At 72.0% G+C, this 18,486-nt stretch carries 15 protein-coding genes and 1 pseudogene; 4 read left to right on the plus strand and 12 right to left on the minus strand.

The window, feature by feature from the left end; genetic code table 11:
- Positions 1–7: 7 nt before the first annotated feature.
- The gene (locus MICAU_RS09730; RefSeq protein WP_013285123.1) at positions 8–700 is read left to right on the plus strand and encodes a hypothetical protein; all 693 of its coding nucleotides are present in this window, start codon (positions 8–10) and stop codon (positions 698–700) included.
- A gap of 46 nt (positions 701–746) precedes the next feature.
- On the opposite strand, the gene MICAU_RS09735 is transcribed toward MICAU_RS09730, so the two are convergent.
- Positions 747–1,208, minus strand: a complete 462-nt coding sequence (locus MICAU_RS09735) for an SRPBCC family protein (RefSeq protein WP_013285124.1) — start codon at positions 1,206–1,208, stop codon at positions 747–749.
- 152 nt (positions 1,209–1,360) lie between these two features.
- On the opposite strand from MICAU_RS09735, the gene MICAU_RS09740 reads away from it, so the two are divergent.
- Both MICAU_RS09740 and MICAU_RS09745 read left to right on the plus strand, forming a co-directional pair.
- Positions 1,361–2,224, plus strand: coding sequence for a DUF6745 domain-containing protein (locus MICAU_RS09740; protein ID WP_013285125.1), 864 nt, complete (start codon positions 1,361–1,363; stop codon positions 2,222–2,224).
- A 241-nt stretch (positions 2,225–2,465) separates the two neighbouring features.
- Positions 2,466–3,716, plus strand: a complete 1,251-nt coding sequence (locus tag MICAU_RS09745) for a cellulose-binding domain-containing protein (RefSeq protein WP_013285126.1) — start codon at positions 2,466–2,468, stop codon at positions 3,714–3,716.
- A 74-nt stretch (positions 3,717–3,790) separates the two neighbouring features.
- Here MICAU_RS09745 and MICAU_RS09750 read toward each other — a convergent pair whose 3' ends face one another.
- Complete coding sequence (locus MICAU_RS09750; RefSeq protein ID WP_013285127.1) at positions 3,791–4,642, minus strand: helix-turn-helix transcriptional regulator; 852 nt, start codon at positions 4,640–4,642, stop codon at positions 3,791–3,793.
- Positions 4,643–4,730: 88 nt separating this feature from the next.
- Here MICAU_RS09750 and MICAU_RS09755 point away from each other — a divergent pair, with 88 nt between their 5' ends.
- Positions 4,731–5,528, plus strand: a complete 798-nt coding sequence (locus MICAU_RS09755; RefSeq protein WP_013285128.1) for an SDR family NAD(P)-dependent oxidoreductase — start codon at positions 4,731–4,733, stop codon at positions 5,526–5,528.
- A 6-nt stretch (positions 5,529–5,534) separates the two neighbouring features.
- Here the strand turns inward: MICAU_RS09755 and MICAU_RS09760 are convergent, their stop codons facing one another.
- From MICAU_RS09760 to MICAU_RS09805, 10 genes and pseudogenes are all read right to left on the minus strand, one after another.
- A complete protein-coding gene (locus MICAU_RS09760; protein WP_013285129.1) occupies positions 5,535–6,233 on the minus strand; it encodes a DUF4386 domain-containing protein in 699 nt (232 codons plus the stop codon).
- Positions 6,234–6,380: 147 nt separating this feature from the next.
- Positions 6,381–7,469 carry a TFIIB-type zinc ribbon-containing protein gene (locus MICAU_RS09765; protein ID WP_013285130.1) on the minus strand — a complete coding sequence of 363 codons (1,089 nt, stop codon included), beginning with the start codon at positions 7,467–7,469 and terminating at the stop codon, positions 6,381–6,383.
- On the minus strand, positions 7,466–8,596 hold the full coding sequence (locus MICAU_RS09770) for an SPFH domain-containing protein (protein ID WP_013285131.1): 1,131 nt from the start codon (positions 8,594–8,596) through the stop codon (positions 7,466–7,468). Before MICAU_RS09770 ends, MICAU_RS09765 begins: the two co-directional genes overlap by 4 nt.
- A gap of 114 nt (positions 8,597–8,710) precedes the next feature.
- On the minus strand, positions 8,711–9,745 hold the full coding sequence (locus MICAU_RS09775; protein WP_013285132.1) for a glycosyltransferase family 2 protein: 1,035 nt from the start codon (positions 9,743–9,745) through the stop codon (positions 8,711–8,713).
- Between the two features lie 15 nt (positions 9,746–9,760).
- On the minus strand, positions 9,761–11,572 hold the full coding sequence (locus tag MICAU_RS09780; RefSeq protein ID WP_013285133.1) for a hypothetical protein: 1,812 nt from the start codon (positions 11,570–11,572) through the stop codon (positions 9,761–9,763).
- A gap of 88 nt (positions 11,573–11,660) precedes the next feature.
- Entirely contained in the window at positions 11,661–12,251 is a 591-nt protein-coding gene (locus MICAU_RS09785) for a DinB family protein (protein WP_013285134.1), read from the minus strand.
- Between the two features lie 43 nt (positions 12,252–12,294).
- The gene (locus tag MICAU_RS09790; protein WP_013285135.1) at positions 12,295–12,711 is read right to left on the minus strand and encodes a PPOX class F420-dependent oxidoreductase; all 417 of its coding nucleotides are present in this window, start codon (positions 12,709–12,711) and stop codon (positions 12,295–12,297) included.
- A gap of 104 nt (positions 12,712–12,815) precedes the next feature.
- Positions 12,816–13,940: pseudogene (locus MICAU_RS09795) on the minus strand (RICIN domain-containing protein).
- Positions 13,941–13,951: 11 nt separating this feature from the next.
- Positions 13,952–15,676 carry a family 43 glycosylhydrolase gene (locus tag MICAU_RS09800; protein ID WP_013285138.1) on the minus strand — a complete coding sequence of 575 codons (1,725 nt, stop codon included), beginning with the start codon at positions 15,674–15,676 and terminating at the stop codon, positions 13,952–13,954.
- 124 nt (positions 15,677–15,800) lie between these two features.
- Positions 15,801–18,230, minus strand: a complete 2,430-nt coding sequence (locus MICAU_RS09805) for a ricin-type beta-trefoil lectin domain protein (protein WP_013285139.1) — start codon at positions 18,228–18,230, stop codon at positions 15,801–15,803.
- Between the last annotated feature and the right edge of the window lie 256 nt (positions 18,231–18,486).

The raw sequence follows: 18,486 nt of genomic DNA on the forward strand, positions 1-18,486 counted from the left end.
CCTCCTGATGCTCGACGACATGCGCGTACTGCGCGAAGCGGTGCGGGAGTACCGCGTCGCGGCGACTGCTGCCGGCCTCGACTGGCCCGATTCGGGCGAGTCGCCGGCCGGGCCGCCGCCGGACCGGGTGCGCCGGATCTTCGACGTGGACCACGTCGCGGATCAGCTGGCCTGGTTGCAGTCGCAGCGCTGGCCGGACGCGCGGTTGCTCCCGAACGGCGGATGGCGGATGCCGTGGCCGGACGGTGGGGACGCGCTCGACTACCTGGGGCTGTCGATCGGCACGCCGTTCCCCTGGCGGCAGCAACTACCCCTGTTCCACTTCGACTTCCTGCTCTACACGTTCGTCCTCGCGGGCGAGCACGAGGGGGAGATCTGGCGCTACCCGGTGGGGGAGGACGCCTGGGAGTCGGTCCGTGCCGCCCCCAGCCTGGCCGTCCTCTTCGACCAGTGGACCAGGGGAATCGCCGCCGGTGTGGTCCGCTACGACGAGGCGAACAAGTGGCTCGTCGTCGAGGACGCGGACGGGGCACCCGACCTCGACCCGCTGGCCTTCCCGGTGACTCCGGTGGACGAGACGCTGCTGCACGCGCGGCAGCGTGAATGCGGGGCGAGCCCTGTGGCCGACGACGACGGCTTCGAGCACCAGGAACGGCTGCTCGACGCCATCGACGCGGCGAAGGCCACGCTCGGCAGCTAGACCGGCCTGCGGTGGGTGGGCCCCGGCCCGCCCACCGCAGCCGCGGTCAGTCCTCGAATCCGGCCGGGTGGGCGTCGCCGACAGCGTTCAGCAGCACACCCTGCTCCAGCAGCGCCTTGCAGGCGCAGAGGACCGTGGTGAACCCGCCCATCGAGTCGATCGCCCTGCTCACTGCCTGGTCGGCGGTGCCGGCGAAGCCGGTCTCGGTGATCCGGACCAGCGTGGTGTCGTCCTCACCGGGCAGGAACCGCCACTCGACCTGGGTGGGGGACTCCGGATCCCACTCGGCCAGGATGCGGCGGTTCTCCTCCACGTCCTTGACGGTGACGACGGTGGAGACGCCGTACATCTCCCAGTCCCAGGTGACGACGGCGCCGGGTTCCAGCCGGCCGCTGCTCCTGGTGAACCAGAACCTCGTGGTCACCGCCGGGTCGGCGAACGCCTGGAAGACCTCGGCGGCGGGCCGGCGGATGAGCATCTGCGCGGTGATGACAGGGGGTCGGGTCAAGCGGTCACTGTCCACGGGCAGTGGTGTTCCCTTCTCTCCTGGCCGGGCACTGCGGATGCGGTCACGGTACGGAATTCGCTTGAGCGGTGCCGCGACATGGGTCAGAGTCGTTCCATGATCTCCTACCGGAAGGGCGGCGACGCCCCGGCGCGATGAGCGCCCCCACGCGGCGCGACGACGCCGCGAAGACCCCGCACGACCTGTGGCAGCAGGCGGTCCGGATCCGCCAGGAATGGCTCGACCACGCCCTGTCCACACAGCCGGCCGACAAGCCCACCGCCGAGCGCTGCCTGACCGCCGTCTACGCGAGGGCGTCGCGGCCGCGACCCCGCTTCGAATGGGTCGACTCGCCGGCGAAGGCACTGCCTCTGGTCAGCGGCTGGCCCACACTCGACCGGCTCCACGAGCGCATCCGGGCGGTACGGCCGCCCCGGACACCGCTGCTGGCGAGCGACATCGCCATGGTCGTCTCCCAGCTCCGGGGCGCGCTCAGCGCGGGCGTCGTGCACACCGATCCCGAGCTGTCACCCGCACGCAGGGGCAAGGCCAAGGAGCCGTGGCCCGAGCTGGCGCCGCAGCGGGCGTTCGACGGCGGCGTACCGCTCGCCGTCGTCCTGCACCAGGGGGTACGCGCGGCGCTGCACCGCAGCCTCGCGCACGGGTTCTACCTGCCGGTGCGTGCGGCGCTCGCGGGCGACGGCCCGGTGCCCGTGTGCTGGTACGGGCAGCAGGACGCGTCCTGGATCGCCTACTACGACGTGCTGCGCCGGCTCGGCCTCGCCCGGTACGGGCCGGACGAGGCCGGACACCTGGACACCTGGGCCGACCTGGCCCGCTCCTGCGGCTGGTGGTGGCCGGGGGAGGAGGTCTGCGTCGTGGTGGACCGGCCACAGGTGATCCGGATCGAGCCGGTCCCCGGTACGCCGCACGACCGGGTCCGGCTGCGACCCGGCGGCGTGCGCTACCGCGACGGCTGCCAACCGCTGCTGAGCGGCGTGGGCGCCGATCCGGGATGACGGGCATCCGCGCGGGCGGAGACCTTGATTGGATAGGCGACGGTAAATAGATTGGGCTCGGGCGCCGCCGAGGTCCGCAGACCGGACCCCGGCGGCTGACCGGGCCGCCTTTCGAGCCGGGCACATCGGTCGTACGCATCGACCACTCACCGTGGCGCACCGCCGCGCCGCATCCTCGCGCACCGCCGCGTCCGACGACGACGCGCGCCGCTGCGCCCTGTCCGACGCCGAAGGACTTCCCATGACGATTCTCCGTGCCCGCCCCGCCCCGCTCGTGGCGGCCGTCGCCGCGCTGGCCGCCGTCACCGCGGCCGGTACGGCCCTGCTCACCGGCCCGGCCGCAGCCGCACAGGGCTGCCGGGTCGACTACACACCCAACCAGTGGCCCGGCGGGTTCACCGCGAACATCAAGGTGTCACCGGGTGACACCGCCGTCTCCAGTTGGACGGTCACCTGGACGTACGCCGGGGACGAGCGCGTCACGAACGGCTGGAACGCCACTGTGAGCCAGTCCGGGTCGACGGTGACCGCCCGCAACATGTCGTACAACGGCAGCATCCCGGCCGGCGGCTCGACCGAGTTCGGCGTGCAGGGCACGTACGGCACCGCCGGCGGCGCGCCGACCGGGTTCAGCCTGAACGGCGTACCGTGCAACGGCGCCGGCCCGACCACGCCGCCGCCTACCACGGCGGTGCCGACCACCGCCCCGCCCACGACTGCTCCACCGACCACCCCGCCTCCCACGACGCCACCTCCCACGACGCCACCTCCCACGACGGCACCTCCCACGACGCCGCCGCCGAGCGGGTGTGCGGGGGCGGTGCTGTGCGACGGCTTCGAGAACCAGACCGGCTCGACGCCGTCGGGTGACTGGAGCGTGGTGAGCCCGGACTGTTCCGGCGCCGGCACGGCCACCATCGACACGACCACCACGCACAGCGGCAGCCGCGCGATACGCATCAACGGTGCCGCCGGGTACTGCAACCACGTGTTCGTCCGGACCACGAAGAACCTCAGCGGCCTGGGCAGCGTCAGGTACGCCCGGATCTGGGTCCGGCACACCACCGCCCAGCCCACCGACCACACCACGATGATCACCATGACGGACGCCGCCGACGGCAACCGCGACCTGCGGCTGGGCGGCCAGAACGGCGCGCTCCAGTGGAACCGTGCCTCCGACGACGCCACGCTGCCCGAGCAGAGCCCGGCCGGGGTGGCGCAGAGCGTGCCGCTGCCCACCAACCGCTGGGCCTGCCTGGAGTTCATGGTGGACGGCTCCGCCGGCCAGTTGCGTACGTGGCTGGACGGTGTCGCCGTGACCGGGCTGACCGCCGACGGTGTGCCGACGCACGACATCGACGGCCAGTGGTACAACCGCGCCTGGCGACCGCAGCTCACCGACCTGAAGCTGGGCTGGGAGAGCTACGGCGGCGGCGCCGACACCCTCTGGTACGACGACGTGGCGATGGGCTCCACCCGGATCGGCTGCTGACCCACCGCGAGTGGAACGTCATGGGTGTCGAACGGGAGCGCGGACACCCATGGCGTTCCACCGAGAGCGGCTGGCTAGTGCTCGACAGTCATCCGCTGGGTGCCGATCACGGAGAGCAGCCGCAGCGCCTCCTCCGACGGTGAGCCGGGCGTGGCGGTGTAGATGACCACCTGCTGGTCGCGGTCGGTGATGTCGAGGACGTCGCAGTTGACAGTCACCGGTCCGACCAGCGGGTGCCGGAACGTCTTGCACAGCGTCCGCGCGCCGCCCACCTCGTGGGAGGCCCACAGGCGGGCGAACTCCTCGCTCCCGGCGAGCAGCTCCGCGATCAGCGCGGCCATCTCCGGGTCGTCCGGATAGCGGGCCGCCGCGGCACGCAACCGCCCGACCGAGTGGCGGGCGAACTCGCCCACGTCCGACACGTCGTACAGCCCCGCGCCGTGCAGGTGCGGGCCGAGGAACGCCCGGCGGACCAGGTTGCGGTCCCGCCGGGGCACTGCCGAGAAGTCCTCCATGAGCGCCGCCGCGAGGTCGTTCCAGGCGATCACCTCGAACGCCGCCGAGGTCACGAACGCCGCCGCCTGCGGCAGCCGGTGCAGCAGGTCCAGCACGCTCTGCCGTACCTCCCGGGGTGGCCCGGACGGCGGCGCGGGCGGCGCCCCGGCCAGGTGGTGGAGGTGGTCGCGTTCGGCGTCGGACAGCCGCAGCGCGCGGGCCAGCCCGGCCAGCACCTCCCGCGACGGACGCGGACCCCGGCCCTGCTCCAGCCTGGTGTAGTACTCGGTGGAGATGAACGCCAGCCGCGCCGCTTCCTCGCGGCGCAGTCCCGGGGTGCGGCGACGCCGCCCGGCGGGCAGGCCCACGTCGGCCGGGGTGATCCGCTCCCGCCTGCTGCGCAGGAACACTGCCAGCTCACGTCGGTCCACGACCCCCAGTGTGCCCTCGTGCGGCGGCGCGTATCCAGGTACCGGCGGTACCTGGATGGGCTCCGCGACCGGACGCAGGCTTGCCGGCATGGACACCACACGAACCGACACGATCGTCCACCCGACCGCCGGCCTGCTGGCCGGCAAGGTCGCCTTCATCACCGGCGCCGGGCGCGGCATCGGCGCCGAGGCGGCCCGGCTGTTCGCCGCCGAGGGCGCCCGGGTGCTGCTCGCCGCGCGGACCGAGGAGCAGTTGAAGGCGGTCACCGAGCAGGTCCGGGCCGCTGGCGGCACCGCCGAGTACGTGCTCTGCGACCTGGCCGACGCGGCAAGCGTGCGCGCCGCCGTCGACCGCACGGTCGAGGTGTACGGCCGCCTCGACGTCGCCTTCAACAACGGCGCGACGATCGTGCCGCCCGGACCGATGGACCGGGTACGCGAAGAAGACTTCGACCACGTCTACACCGTCAACCTCAAAGGGCCGTGGCTCGCCATGGTCGCCGAGGTCGCCGCGATCCGGGCCACCGCCGGCACCGGCGCGATCGTGAACAACTCCAGCGTCGGCAGCCTGATGGGCAACCCCGCACTGCCCGCGTACGGGGCGATGAAGCGCGCGGTGAACAGCCTCACCGAGTCCGCGGCGATCACCTACGGGCCGGAGGGCATCCGCGTCAACGCGATCGCCCCGGGCAGCACGCTCACCGAGATGATGCGCTCCTGGGACGCGGAGTCGCCCGGCATCATCGACCGGCTCGCGGCCGCCAGCCCGTTGCGCCGGGCCGCCGAACCGGACGAGATCGCCCAGGCCGCCGCCTGGCTGCTCAGCGACCGCGCCTCCTTCGTCACCGGTACGGTGCTGCGGGTCGACGGCGGCGCGCGGGCCTGACCCGGCTCAGACGGCGGCGTCCTGGACCGGACGGGGCTCGACCGCGCCGTCCGTCACGGGGGAAGGCCGGAAGCCCTTGACGACCAGGTAGACGCCGAGCGAGAACTCCCACACCGCGATGGGGAGCGCGGCGACCGCCGCCACCGCTGACAGCCGGTCCCAGGCGCCGAACAGGGTGCCGAGGTCGGAGGCGACGAGCAGTGGCGCGCCGACGAGCCCGAGCACCGGCAGCACGCGCGGCACGAGGCGGGACTGGTAGAGCAGGGTGCCCAGCAGCAGCGCGTTCACGGCGGGCAGGTAGCCCTGGCTGAGCAGGAAGACCGAGTCGTAGAACGCGACGAGCGCGCGGCCGGTGACGAGCGCGTCCGGCCCGGCGTCGGACTGCCGCAGCGCGACGAGCGTCAGGATGCTCGCGACGCCGACGAGGATGCCTGCGGCTTCGAGTACCCGGGCGCCGACGAAGCCCAGCGCCCGGGCCGGACCGTGGCGCGTGAGCACCGGGTACAGCGCGACGGAGGTGCCGATGCAGGCGAGCGCGACGATCATCTCCAGGACGCCGCCGAGGACGACCGGAGCCTGCGAGGTGGTGCCGAGGACGTAGTCCGACTCGCGGACCGGGGCGTACAGGGCCACGGTGGGGATCGAGACGAAGGTGAGCAGATAGGCGCCGCCCGCGACCAGCGAGGTCTTCCGCAGTGAGTCCATCGGGGCCTCCCTCCGTCGCCGCCAGGCCGATGGTGGTGATGCCCTCACTCTGCTGTGGACCCGCGCGGCGGCACATCGGCCGCTCGGGCAGTCACCTCGCGCGATGCGCACGGGCCACCGGTGCGGCACACCGGTGGCCCGTGCGCGTCAGCGGCTCATCGCGTACGCCACCACGAGCGCGACGAGCGCCAGCGCGGCCAGCACCGCCGCCACGATCTTCGCCGTGCTGTACGGACGCTCGCCGATGACCTCACCGGTCCGCGCGTTCACCAGAACCTGGTACGACCGGCCCGCGTGCAGGTACGCGGCGATCCACACCGGCAGCAGGACCAGCTTGTACGACACGTCGGAGTACGTGGTGTCCACGGCGGACACCCGCTGCTCGTCACCGCCGATGTCCGACCGGCAGTCGCCCTCGATGACCGGCGCCATCCGCGCCTTCGCCTCGGTCAGGCCCGCCTCGGGCTCGGTGTCGTACCGCAGCGCCTGGTATCCGGCCAGGTAGTCGCCGTGGTACGCGGCCGCCTCGGTCAGCGGCCACGGCGCCAGCTTGTCCAACTGCTCGGTGGGCAGGTGGGTGGTGGCCGGCACCAGCACGTCGTCGAAGTCCCGGCGTACGGTGCCGGCGGCCGGATGCCACCGGGTGTGCCGCACCTGCCGGGTCCTCGTCTCCTGCCTGCCGTCGACTGTCACCGTGTACGTCTCGGTGACGTAGTAGTGCTCGCCCCGCTGACCCTGGTAGTCCGACACGGTCCGCGCGTCGAACGTCCAGTGCGGCAGGTACGTACCCTTGAGCGTCTCCGCCTCGCTGATCTTCTTCAGGCTCCCGGGCGCGAACCAGCGGCTGCGGCACCACTGGCCCAGGGCCGTCCGCACACCGTTGCGGTCGACGGCGAACGGCAGCACCGCCTCCGGCGCGATCAGCTCACCCGCCCCGGCGTCGGCCACCAGGGGAGCCGCGCAGAACTGGCAGCGCTGCGCCAGCGCGTCGCTCTCCGTCCGGGCGCCGCAGCCCGGGCAGACGAACGTGTGCGCCCCGACGCTCGCCACCGGCTTGCGGGGCAGCGACGCCAGTTCCGCGTACGCGTGCTCACGCACCTCCCGGCCGGCGCCGGCGATCTCCTGCCGGTGCCCGCAGTACGGGCAGCTCAGCGCGGTCGTGCCGGGCGCGAACTCGACCCGGGCGCCGCACCCCCCGCACTGGTAGGAGGGCGGCGAGACAGCCGTGTCGCTCATTGCGGCGGCAGCGGCGGCGGGACGCTGGCGAGCACCGACGCCAGCTCGGGCACCTGCCCGGCGGGCTGCCACTGCGCCATCCCGGTACGCCAGACGAGCGTGTCCGCCCCGAGCGCGCCCGCGTTCGCCTGCTCGGCCAGCGCGCCGAGGTCGTACGGGCCCTGCCGCTGGCCGCCGACGCCGACGTACCACTGGGCCTGGTCCGGCAGCGGCGGCGGCTCGGTGGCGGCCGGCTGCGTGGCGGCGGGCTGCGGCGGCTGCGTGGCCGCGCCTCCGCCCATCGAGCGGGCCATCTGCTGGCCCATCGCCATGCCCAGCCCCAGGCCGATGCCCGCGCCCGCCTCGCCACCCGGGTTGTTCGCCGCGGCCTCCATCGCGTTCGCGGCCTGGAAACGGGTGTACCGGTCCAGGTCGCCGACCGCGCCCATGCTGGTCCGCTTGTCCAGCGCCTGCTCGACCTCCGGCGGCACCGACACGTTCTCGATGACGAACTTGGGGATCGCGATTCCGACCTCGGCCAGTTCCTCGGTCAGCACGGCGGCCAGCCGCCGGCCGATCGCGTCCTGGTGCGCGGCGAGGTCCAGCAGCGGCACGCCGGCCGTGGCGAGCGCGCCGCCCAGGCGTCCCACCATGAGCTGCCGCAGGTATTCCTGCACCTCCTCGGTGCGGAACTGCGGATCGGTGCCGACCAGTTCCCGCAGCAGCCGCGACGCGTCCACCACGCGGGCCGCGAAGGCGCCGAACGCCCGTACCCGGACGACGCCGAACTCGGCGTCGCGCAGGATGACCGGGTTCTGGGTGCCCCACTTCATGTCGGTGAACTGCCGGGTGTTGACGAAGTACACCTCGGCCTTGAACGGCGAGTTGAAGCCGTACTTCCAGCCCTTCAGCGTGGACAGGATCGGCAGGTTGCGGGTCTCCAGCGTGTACGTCCCGGGTTCGAAGACGTCGGCGATCTTCCCCTCGTTGACGAACACCGCCGTCTGGGACTCCCGGACGACCAGTTTGGCGCCCATCTTGATCTCGTTCTGATACCGGGGGAATCGCCAGACCATCGTGTCGCGGCTGTCGTCCAGCCACTCGATGATGTCGATGAGTTCGCCCCGGAGCTTGTCCATCAGCCCCATCGCAACCCTTTCCTCGGCGCCGGTCTCCGGCGTCGCGGGCGACCATAGCAACCGCCCGCCACCTGCGAAAAGAGAACGATTCTGCGCCTATCGGCGCCCACCGATCGGGGTCGCTCAGCCGGTTTCGCCGGCCATCGATTCGCCGGTGGCCGTACGCTGCTCCGGAATCCGGGACGCCCGGCCGGGGGTGTCGACGACGCGTTCGGTCTCCTGCACCAGATAGTGCGGACGGCGCTTCGTCTCGTAGTAGATCCGGCCGATGTACTCGCCGATCACCCCGAGAATCATCATCTGGATGCCGCCGAGCCCGATCACGCTGACGATGATGGTGGTGTAGCCGGGCACGTCGATGCCCTTCTCCACGGCGTCGGCGACCACCCAGGCCATGTAGCCCACCGCGATGAGCGTGAGGAAAAGTCCGCCGTAGATGGCCAGGCGCAGCGGCCGGTTGTTGAACGACAGCAGGCCGTCGAACGCGTAGTTGAACAGCTTGCCGAACGTCCAGCGGCTCTGCCCGGCCTGCCGGGTCTCGTTGCGGTGCGCCACCACCGCGGTGCGGAAGCCGATCCAGGAGAACAGGCCCTTGGAGAAGCGGTTGTACTCCGGCATCGCCAGGATCGCGTTCACCGCGAGCCGGGACAGCAGCCGGAAGTCACCGGCGCCGTCGAGCAGGCGGACGTCTATCCACCAGTTGACCAGGCGGTAGAAGGAGCGCGAGGCGACCATCCGGATGAACCGGTCACCGCGGCGGTCCCGGCGGGCGATCACCTGGTCGAACCCCTGGCGGTAGAGCATCACCATCTCGGGCAGCAGCCGCGGCGGGTGTTGCAGGTCGGCGTCCATGATGACGACCGCGTCACCGGTGGCCCGGCGCAGGCCGGCGAGCATGGCCGCCTCCTTGCCGAAGTTGCGGCTCAGCGACGTGTAGCAGACGGCCGGGTCGGCCGCGGCGAGCCGGCGCAGCGCCGCCAGCGTGCCGTCCTCGCTGCCGTCGTCGACGTACACCACCTCGACGTCCACGTCGGTCAGCTCGGCGAGCGCGGCGCTGAGCATCTCGTGCAGCCGCTCCACCGACGCTTCCTCGTTGAAGCAGGGCACCACCACCGACAACCGCACGGTGCTCACCCCGCCCGGCCCGGACACACGCATCCGGCGCCCACGCCGTCAGAGGCGGTAGACAAGCGTGCCATCGACATCCTCCCGGGTGATGCCCAGCCCGTCGACCGGCCGGTTCTCGATGCCCTCCCACGGCGTCCCCGCCGCGCGGCTCGGCACCGCGACGACCGACCGCACGCCGATCCCGCGCAGGTAGGCCACGCTGCCCGCGTCGGGGAACGTCGCCACGGCGACCCGCGTCTGGGCCTGGGTGACCGGCTCGAAGCCGCCGAGCCCGTTGGTGATCCGGGGGAACCCGTCGGTGGACCACAGCATGTAGTTCAGATCGCCCACCCCGCCGGCGGGCAGCACCAGCATCGGTTCCGGCGCGGTCCGCATCGCGGCCGGTGGCGTCGGCACGGTCGGGTGCGGCGTGCGGTTGACGCCCTCCAGCGTGACCAGGGCGAGCGGCACCAGCAGGACCAGCGCCGCCGCGGCCCGGGACACGCGTGCGGCCGCGGGCCGGCGCCACGACTCGGCCAGCGCCGTCACCAGCCCGGCCGCCAGCACGGCGAGCAGCAGGCTGGTCCAGTGCATCATCCGGCCCGGGGTACGCAACGCGTCCCAGCCCGGCAGGAGGTTGGACAACGTCAGGTAGCCGGGGTCGCCGTCCCCGCCGAGCGTGGCGCCCAGGCCCAGCAGCACGGTGCCGGCCACGCCGAGCCCCAGCGCGATCCGGTGCCGCACCGGGAACGCCGAGACGAACAGCCCCGCCGCGGCCAGCCCGATCAGCGTCATGCCGGGTAGCAGCGCCATCTCCGGCGGCCAGGACAGCTGCTCGCGGGCGGCGGCGTGCCTTTCCCCCCACAGCCACGAGTCGCCCGGCGCGGTGACGAACCCGATCAGCGGCGGGGAGAACATCTTGGTCCAGTCCAGCGAGCGGACGGCCTGCGGGTTGAGGTCGACCACGCGCAGGTAGACCAGACCGAGCAGCAGCGTCACGGTGCCGAACACGGCGCCGCCGGCCAGGTCCGCGACGAGCAGCCGCCGGCCGAACGGGGGGCGCTCCCGCTTGCGCCACCAGGACCAGCCGTAGCAGCCGGCCGCCACCAGCACGGCGGCCAGCAGGAAGTAGACGAGCGGCAGCCCGATGCCGAAGCCGAGCGTCACCTGCCAGGCCGCGACGAGCCACCCGGCCACCGCCCAGCCGGGCCGGCGGCGCTCCGGCCGGTATCCGTGACGCAGCGACCAGCCGTGGCCGCGCGCCAGCATCGCCAGCGCCAGCGCGATCCCGCCGCTGGACAGGATGTTCAGGTGGCCGGAGTGCGCCAGCCGCCAGGGCGCGTACGCCCACGCGATCCCGGCGACCGCACCGCCCCAGCGGTTGGCGCCGAGCTGCCGGGCCAGCGCGTACGCCCCGAGGAACGCCAGCGCGTGCAGCAGCACGTAGAGCACGTTGTAGCGGATCACAGCGGCCTCGAAGCCGGAGCCGAGCATCCCGAACGGGGCGTACCCGAGCAGCGTGTCGCTGTAGGCGTAGGTGTAGCGCTCCGGGTAGAACGTGTTCGAGTTCCAGAGGTTGGCCGGGTCGCTGAGCAGGGCGTGCCCCGACCAGGCGACCTGCCACGCCTGCAACGTCGGGTCGCCGAGGTCGCCGGGGATCGTGGTCGCCGGGTGCCGCATCGTCGGCCAGGTCAGCACCACCGCCAGCAGCAGGCTGCCCAGGATCGCCAGCGTCCACTCCGGGTTCGGCCGCCACCGGCGTCTGCCGTCCGGGGAACGCCCGTCGGAGGGGCGGTCGTCCGAGGGCGGCTCGGCGGGAGGCCGCGCGGGACCGGTGTCCTCAGCGGCCGGCGGGGCGACGGCGGGCCGGATTTTCATGGGATAGATGCTTCACGATGCTGCTGGTCCTGTCGATCCGCTGTCCGAAATGTGGTTGAAACTTCCGGCCGGCATACCGGAAGGCCGGCTACTCGAACCGGTCGGCGAGCGCCGACAGCTTACTGACGTACGCCGGCCAGTCGTAGCCCTCGGGAACGTTCCGGTTGTCCCGCCCCAGCCCGATCGCCGCGTCGTGCTGCTCGCGCATGACGTCGGCGTGCCCGGCGTGCCGGGCCAGGTCGACGCAGACGTGCACGATGACATGGTGCAGTGTCACGTCCTGCCGGCCCGGCTGCCACCACGGCACCCGCCCCGGCGCGTCCAGCGGCAGCGTCTCGATCGTCTCGTCCGCGAACGCCCCGACGCGGCGGTACAGGTCGATCAGCCCGTCCTTTGTCTCGTCGGCCCGGGCGTACCAGTCCGCCTGCGGGTCGCCGTCGAACGCGTCGTCCGGAACCAGTTCCCCGGGGGTGGGGAACTCGCGGCCGAACGTGGTCCCGAAGTAGCCGGCCTCGACGTTCAGGCAGTGCTTGAGCAGGCCCAGGAAGTTGTTGCCGGTCGCGGTGCGGGGAAGCCGGGCCTCACGTTCGCTCAGCCCGTCGAGCTTCCAGATCAGATTCTCCCGGATCGCGCGCAGGTAGTGGTGCAGCGTTGCCTTCGGGTCGTACGGCTCACTCATGCCCGACACTCTTCCGCATGGGTCGGACATCGTGGGGGCGGCGTCAGCCGGTCTGGCTGCTGTCCTTGTGCGCGCCCCACCCGTGCCAGCGCTCGATCTCGATCCAGGCGCTGACCCGGGCGCGGTCCCGCCGGGGGTAGGGGCGCCCGGTGTAGTGCTGCGAGATCCGGTCGATGTCCGCCAGGCCGTCGTCGTCGCGCAACTCGGCGACGCGCCCGATGAGGCTGACGTGGGTGTACCAGTTCTCCTCGTCCAGCACGGTCAGGGAGACCCGGGGATCGCTGCGCAGGTGCGCCAGCCGGCGGCGGCCCTCGTCCATGTTCACCAGGACGCGGCCGTCCTCCCACAGGTACCAGGTGGCCGCGGACACCGGCTGGCCGTCGCGCAGCGTGGCGATGACGGCCGGGTTCGGCTTGCGCAGCATGGCGACGGCGGGCTCGGGCAGCGGCGGCTTCGACATAGCTCTCACTCTACGTACCCGCCGGGTCCGCCGCTGGTCATGCGGACGGCGCCGCCCGGACGGGCTCCCCGGCGGCGCCCGCCGGGGAGCCCGTCGCACGCCGGTCAGGCGCGTGCGCTCCACTGCTGGTTGGTGCCGCCGTGGCAGTCCCAGAGGTTGATCCTGGTCCCGTTGGCGGTGCCGTAGCCGGCCGCGTCCAGGCAGCGCCCGGACTGGACGCCGCTGATCGTGCCGTTGGCGTTGAGGTTCCACTGCTGGTTGGGCTGGCCGTTGCAGTCCCAGATGATCACGCTGGTGCCGTTCGCGGTGCCCCGCCCACTCGCGTCGAGGCACTTGTTGCCAAGCACCTACAACTGCTTGGCCGAGGTGTAGGTCCAGCGCTGCATGGTGCCGCCCCAGCAGTCGTACAGCTGCACCGCGGTGCCGTTCGTGGTGCTGCCGTTCGGCACGTCCAGGCACCGGCCCGAGCCGGCGCCGACGAGCTGCACGTTCTGGTACGTGCCGCCGCCGCTGCCGGGGGTGCCGATGCTGCCGGACACCGACTGCAACGCGCGGTACCAGACCGCTGCCATCTTGTCGTAGCCGGTGGCGGTCGGGTGGATGCCGTCGATCAGGTCGGCGGTGGTCAGCGCCGAGTGCTGGTCGACCAGGTGGACCCGCTTGCCGGCGTTCACCTTCGACTGCACGATGCCGGGCAGCGCGGCGTTGAACGTGCGCACCGCCGCCGCCTGGCCGGAGTTGGCGAGCGGGATGATCTGCGCGACGAACACGTCCGCGTTCGGCGCCGTGGTGGTGATGCGGTCGATGAGCGAGGAGAGCCGGTTCGGCGCGGTCGAGACGTTGTAGTTCTGCAGGATGTCGTTGGTGCCGATGTGCAGCAGCACGGTGCGCGGCTGGTAGGCGTTCAGCCAGCCGGTGATGTTGGCGTCGATCTGGTCGATGCGCCAGCCGGGGTGGCCCTCGTGGTCGTGGTCGCCGAGGTTGCCCGGCCCGTTGAACTGCGAGCCGACCAGGTCGACCCGGTAGCCGCCGCCGGCCAGCCGCTGCCACAGGCCGATCCGGTAACCGCCCGGCACCTGGGTGCCCTCGGTGATGGAGTCACCGAGCGGCATCACCCGGGTGCCGCCGTTGGACTCCGCGCCGGCCGGGCCGGCGGGCGTCAGCACGCCGGCGGCCAGCAGCGCCAGCGCGGCGCCCGCGGTGAGCCATCTCCTCGCTCCGGTACGCATGAACGCTCCTCTCACGGGCTGGTGCAGGTCAGGGACGGGGTGGACGGTGAGCCGTCGGCGATGAAGCCGAACGTGGTCGAGCCGGACGCGGGCACGGAGCCGTTGTACGCCGCGTTGCGGACGGTCGCCGTGGATCCGCTGGTGCTCAGCGTGCCGCTCCAGACCTGGCTGATGCTCTGACCACCGGCGAGGGTCCACCGCACCGACCAGCCGTTGAGCGCCGCGGCGCCCGCGGTGACCGTCACCTCGGCCTGGAAACCGCCGGACCAGGAGTTGGTGGTGCGGTAGGTCGCGGTGCAGGCGTCGCCGGTCGGCGGCGGCGTGCTGGGCGGCGGGGGAGAGGAGGGTGGCGGGGTCGACGGGGGGACCGGCGGCGGGGTGCCGCTGAGGCCGGAGGTGAACCACCAGTGGTCGATGTTGAACAGCGAGCCGCTGCCGCCGGTGAACCGCAGGTAGAGGTCGTGGGTGCCGGTGGCGCCGCTGACCGGGCAGCTCGGGTTGGTCCAGGTCTGCCAGTCGCCGGTGGGGGTCACCTGGCAGGTGCCCACCAGCGGGCCGGTCACGCTGTCCAGGCGCAGCTCGATGGACCCCCCGCTGCCGGCCGAGGCCACCATGGCGGTGAACTTGGTCGCGCCGGCGCCGAAGGCCACGCCCTTGACCTTGATGTAGTCCCCGTTGTCGATGTAGCCGACGTTCCTCCCGCCCAGGGAGGACGCCTCGGTCTCGACCCCCTGCCCCCAGGCCATCGTCTCGGCCTCCTGCCGGGAGTACGGGTTCACGGTGCCGACCTGCGGGGCGCCGGTGGTGGTCATGTTGATCGTGGGGATCGAGCCGTCAGCGCCGTAGGAGAACTTCTCCACCGCCACCGACCTGGTGAAACCGCCGCCGCCGGGCAACGCGCCGTTGTGGTAGAAGAAGTACGAGTTGCCCTTGAAGTCGATGATCCCGGGATGGTTGGTGAAGCTGCTGCCCTGGGTCGGCATGATCGTCCCGCGGTACGTCCACGGGCCCAGCGGCCCGGGAGCGGTCGAGTAGGCGACGAACTCCGAGCAGCACCTGGCCGCGAACGCCATGTAGTAGAGGCCGTTGCGCTTGTACACCCACGGCCCCTCCTCGTAGAGGGTCGGCCGGTTCGCGTCACCGGTCCGCGCCCCGAAGCCCGCGGTGGTCAGCGGGATCTGGGTGGGGCTGCCGGAGTACGAGGTCATGTCCGCGTTCAGCTTCACGTACCACAGTCGCGGGTTGCCCCAGTACAGGTACGCCTGGCCGTCGTCGTCGATGAACACCGTCGGGTCGATCTCGCCGTTGCTCACCAGCGGACGCCCGATGGCGTCACGGAACGGCCCGGTGGGGCTGTCCGCCACCGCCACCCCGATGCCCATCTGGCCGGTCGCCCGGACGACCATCGGCACGTACCAGTAGAACTTGCCGTTGCGCTGGACCGCCTGGCCGGCCCACGCGTCCTGCTTGGCCCAGCTGAACGTGGCGAGGCTGAGCGGCGACCCGTGGTCGGTCCAGTTCACCATGTCGTCGGACGAGAAGACCCGCCACTCCTTCATGGTGAACCAGGTCGAGTTGTCCTCGTCGTGGCCGGTGTAGAGGTAGACGCGGCCGTCGTGGACCAGCGGGGCCGGGTCGGCCGTGTAGATCGTCTGCACGATCGGGTTGTCCGCCCGGGCGACGGTCGGGGTCAGCCCTCCGGCGATGACCGGGGCCAGCCCCAGCAGGGCGAGCATCGTCACGGCCAGCGCGAGCCATCGTCTGGTCCGGCGGTCGGGTCTCCATAGCGTTGAGGTCACAGGTCGTCTCCCCGGTAGGCCGCGCCGCGGCGGATGGGTACGGTCGGCGAAGGTCGGGCCGTCACGCCCGGCTCCACTTCTGGCTGCTGCCGCCGGTGCAGGCGGACAGGACGATCGGGGTGCCGTTGCCGGTCCCGCCGCCGTTCGGGCTCAGGCACAGTCCGGACTGGACGCCGGTGATCGTGCCGTCGGTGTTGACGTTCCACTGCTGGTTGGCGCCGCCGTTGCAGTCCCAGATGATGACCCGGGTGCCGGACGAGGTGCCCTGGCCCTCGGCGTCGAGGCACTTGCCGCCGTACACCTGGAGCTGCCGGCCGGAGGTCGCCGTCCACTGCTGGTTCGCGCCGCCGTTGCACTCCCACAACGTCACCTGGGTGCCGTTGGTCTGGGACTGGTTCGGCACGTCCAGGCAGCGGCTGGAGTTGGGGTTGAGCAGGGCGCCGCTCGTACCCCCGGGGTTGCCGCCCGGGCCGGCGACCACCGACAGGTTGTCGAACTGGGCGGTCTCGCCCTGGCTGGTGCCGAAGCCGACCTGGCCGGTGCCGAACGTGGAGTCGGTGACCGTGCCGACAGTCGTGCCGTCGATGGTGGCGGTGATGGTGGAGCCGGCGAAGCCCAGCGCGAGGCTGTGCCAGCGGTTGGTGCCGAGCGCGGCGACGTTCCCGCTGCGCAGCGTGGCGAGCTGCCCGGCGGTGTTGTTGCGCAGGATCGACCACGAGCCGGAGTCGGTGACCCGCAGGAAGTAGCCGTTGTACCGGCCGATCGGGTCGAGGTTCGTGGTGCCGACGCGGCCCTGGATCTGGGCGTAGCCGGACTGTTCGAGCAGGACGTCGGCGGAGACGGTGTAGTTGCCCCAGCTCAGGTTCCCGCCGTAGGTGGCCGGGTCGGCGAGCGTCTTCCAGGTGATCGGGGCCTGCGCGGACATCTGCCGCAGGCACATGCCGGCCCGGCCGCCGCCGCAGCCGACGGTCTCGAACGCGCCCTGCATGTCCTGGAGGTACTTCGGTATCCGCCCGGCCGCGTAGCCGTCGAAGTCGTCGCGGTACGGCAGGCCGAGCGAGCCCTGTGCCGGGCTGGTGGCGGTGCCCTTGCCCTGCCCGGTGGTCGTGGTGACGGTGTAGAGGTGCCCGGGCTGGACGGTGAGCGAGAACGATCCGCCCGACGGGGTGATGTCCGCGCCGCGGACGAAGAAGTCGTTCGGGTTCGTCGAGTTCAGGTTCGTGGACCAGACGTGCACCTGGCCGGTGGAGAGCCCGCCGGTGACGTTCACGGTGAGCTGCTGCGCCGATGTGGCGTCCATGGTCTCGATGACGGTGCTGTAGTCGCCGCCGGTGGGGGAGCGCAGCGACACGTAGCTGCCGTTGTTGCGGTTGCCGCCCAGGTAGCCCGAGGACGAGTCGAGGTAGCGCCAGCCGGGCGCGGTGAACTGGGTGGTGTGCGCCAGCGCCCAGGTGTTCTTGCCGACCGAGTACCAGCCGGACCAGGGCTGGTTGGCCAGGATCAGCCCGACCGTGGACCAGGGCAGGTTCGGTGTGATCGCGGCGATCAGGTCCCAGTTGAGGTAGGCGACCATCCGGCCGTCGATGTAGCCGCGGTTGATGCCGCGGGCCAGCGGCTTGGCGCCGTCGTTGTAGTCCTGCGAGCCGCCCTCGCTGTTCCACAGCGTCTTGCCGGTGCTGGTGGCGGTGGACGAGACGGTGCAGGTGGTCTGCGCGCTGAGGTAGCCGCACGGGTAGTGGCCGCTGAGCACGTCGATGCTGTTGCGCAGCGTGGTGTTGCCGGCGACGGCGTTCGCCGGGCCCCAGCTGCCCGGGTAGTCGTCGCCGTAGATGATCTTCACGTTGCCGTACCCGTTGCTGTTCAGCGCCTGACGCAGGCTGATGGTCCAGTTCGCGTCGGTCCGCTTCTCGTTCTGGGCGGCGGTGACGTAGTCCATGGTCAGGTTGTGCTGCCGCGCGCAGCCCAGCCAGTCCACGAAGTAGTTGATCATGTCCTGGGACATGAAGTTGCCGTTGCCGATCCACCCGGGAGCGCCCCAGGGCAGTGCCGCCAGCTTGATGGCGGGGTTGCGGGCCTTGGCCTGCTCCATGATCCACCACTGGTAGCCGCGGTTGCAGTTGAGATCGCCCCGGACGTGCTCGTGGCTCGGCTCGGAGCCGCTGGTGGAGTTGGTGTCGCCGCCCATCTCGACCTTGAGGATCTGCAGCGCGGCGCCGTGGCCGGGCTTGAACAGGTAGTCCAGGATCTGCCCGCGTTGCGGCTCGGGATAGTCGATCAGCAGCCGGCTGTTGCCGCCGCCGCCGCTGACCGCGCCGACCCCGTCGAACGTCTGGCCGCCGGAGGCGCCGTTGACGGTGATCGAGGTGGCCGCCTGCGCGGGGGTCGCGGCGAGCGTCAGGCCGCCGCCGGTGGCGGCCAGGGCGAGAGCGAGGGCGGGTGCGGCGAGACGCGATGGCCCGGATCGGACGGGCCGGGGACGGGGGATCACCATGACGGCTCCTCGGGTACGCGCGGGCGCCCGACCGTCCGGGACGGTGCCTCGCGAGTTGTGGATGGCCGTCGGTGTAAACGCTAACAGCGGCGGTGCGGTGGCCCCAGGGGTGCCGGTGGTGGTGGCCTGCGGGGTCGTGAATGTTAGCGCAAACATCGACCAGAGTTAATTAGAGCACATCCCGGCGTCCGGCGGGGCGTCGGTCCTCTCGCCGGTGCCGGGCCGGGGGCCGCGGTGCCACCCCTCGGCCCGGCTC

Source organism: Micromonospora aurantiaca ATCC 27029, from assembly GCF_000145235.1.
Classification (GTDB): domain Bacteria; phylum Actinomycetota; class Actinomycetes; order Mycobacteriales; family Micromonosporaceae; genus Micromonospora; species Micromonospora aurantiaca.

Coding starts and splice junctions, on each gene's coding strand:
- MICAU_RS09745 (WP_013285126.1), top strand. CDS start 2,466: ATGACGATTCTCCGTGCCCGCCCCGCCCCGCTCGTGGCGGCCGTCGCC.
- MICAU_RS09800 (WP_013285138.1), bottom strand. CDS start 15,676: ATGCTCGCCCTGCTGGGGCTGGCCCCGGTCATCGCCGGAGGGCTGACC.
- MICAU_RS09785 (WP_013285134.1), bottom strand. CDS start 12,251: ATGAGTGAGCCGTACGACCCGAAGGCAACGCTGCACCACTACCTGCGC.
- MICAU_RS09730 (WP_013285123.1), top strand. CDS start 8: ATGCTCGACGACATGCGCGTACTGCGCGAAGCGGTGCGGGAGTACCGC.
- MICAU_RS09765 (WP_013285130.1), bottom strand. CDS start 7,469: ATGAGCGACACGGCTGTCTCGCCGCCCTCCTACCAGTGCGGGGGGTGC.
- MICAU_RS09740 (WP_013285125.1), top strand. CDS start 1,361: ATGAGCGCCCCCACGCGGCGCGACGACGCCGCGAAGACCCCGCACGAC.
- MICAU_RS09755 (WP_013285128.1), top strand. CDS start 4,731: ATGGACACCACACGAACCGACACGATCGTCCACCCGACCGCCGGCCTG.
- MICAU_RS09770 (WP_013285131.1), bottom strand. CDS start 8,596: ATGGGGCTGATGGACAAGCTCCGGGGCGAACTCATCGACATCATCGAG.
- MICAU_RS09805 (WP_013285139.1), bottom strand. CDS start 18,230: ATGGTGATCCCCCGTCCCCGGCCCGTCCGATCCGGGCCATCGCGTCTC.
- MICAU_RS09760 (WP_013285129.1), bottom strand. CDS start 6,233: ATGGACTCACTGCGGAAGACCTCGCTGGTCGCGGGCGGCGCCTATCTG.
- MICAU_RS09780 (WP_013285133.1), bottom strand. CDS start 11,572: ATGAAAATCCGGCCCGCCGTCGCCCCGCCGGCCGCTGAGGACACCGGT.
- MICAU_RS09790 (WP_013285135.1), bottom strand. CDS start 12,711: ATGTCGAAGCCGCCGCTGCCCGAGCCCGCCGTCGCCATGCTGCGCAAG.
- MICAU_RS09775 (WP_013285132.1), bottom strand. CDS start 9,745: ATGCGTGTGTCCGGGCCGGGCGGGGTGAGCACCGTGCGGTTGTCGGTG.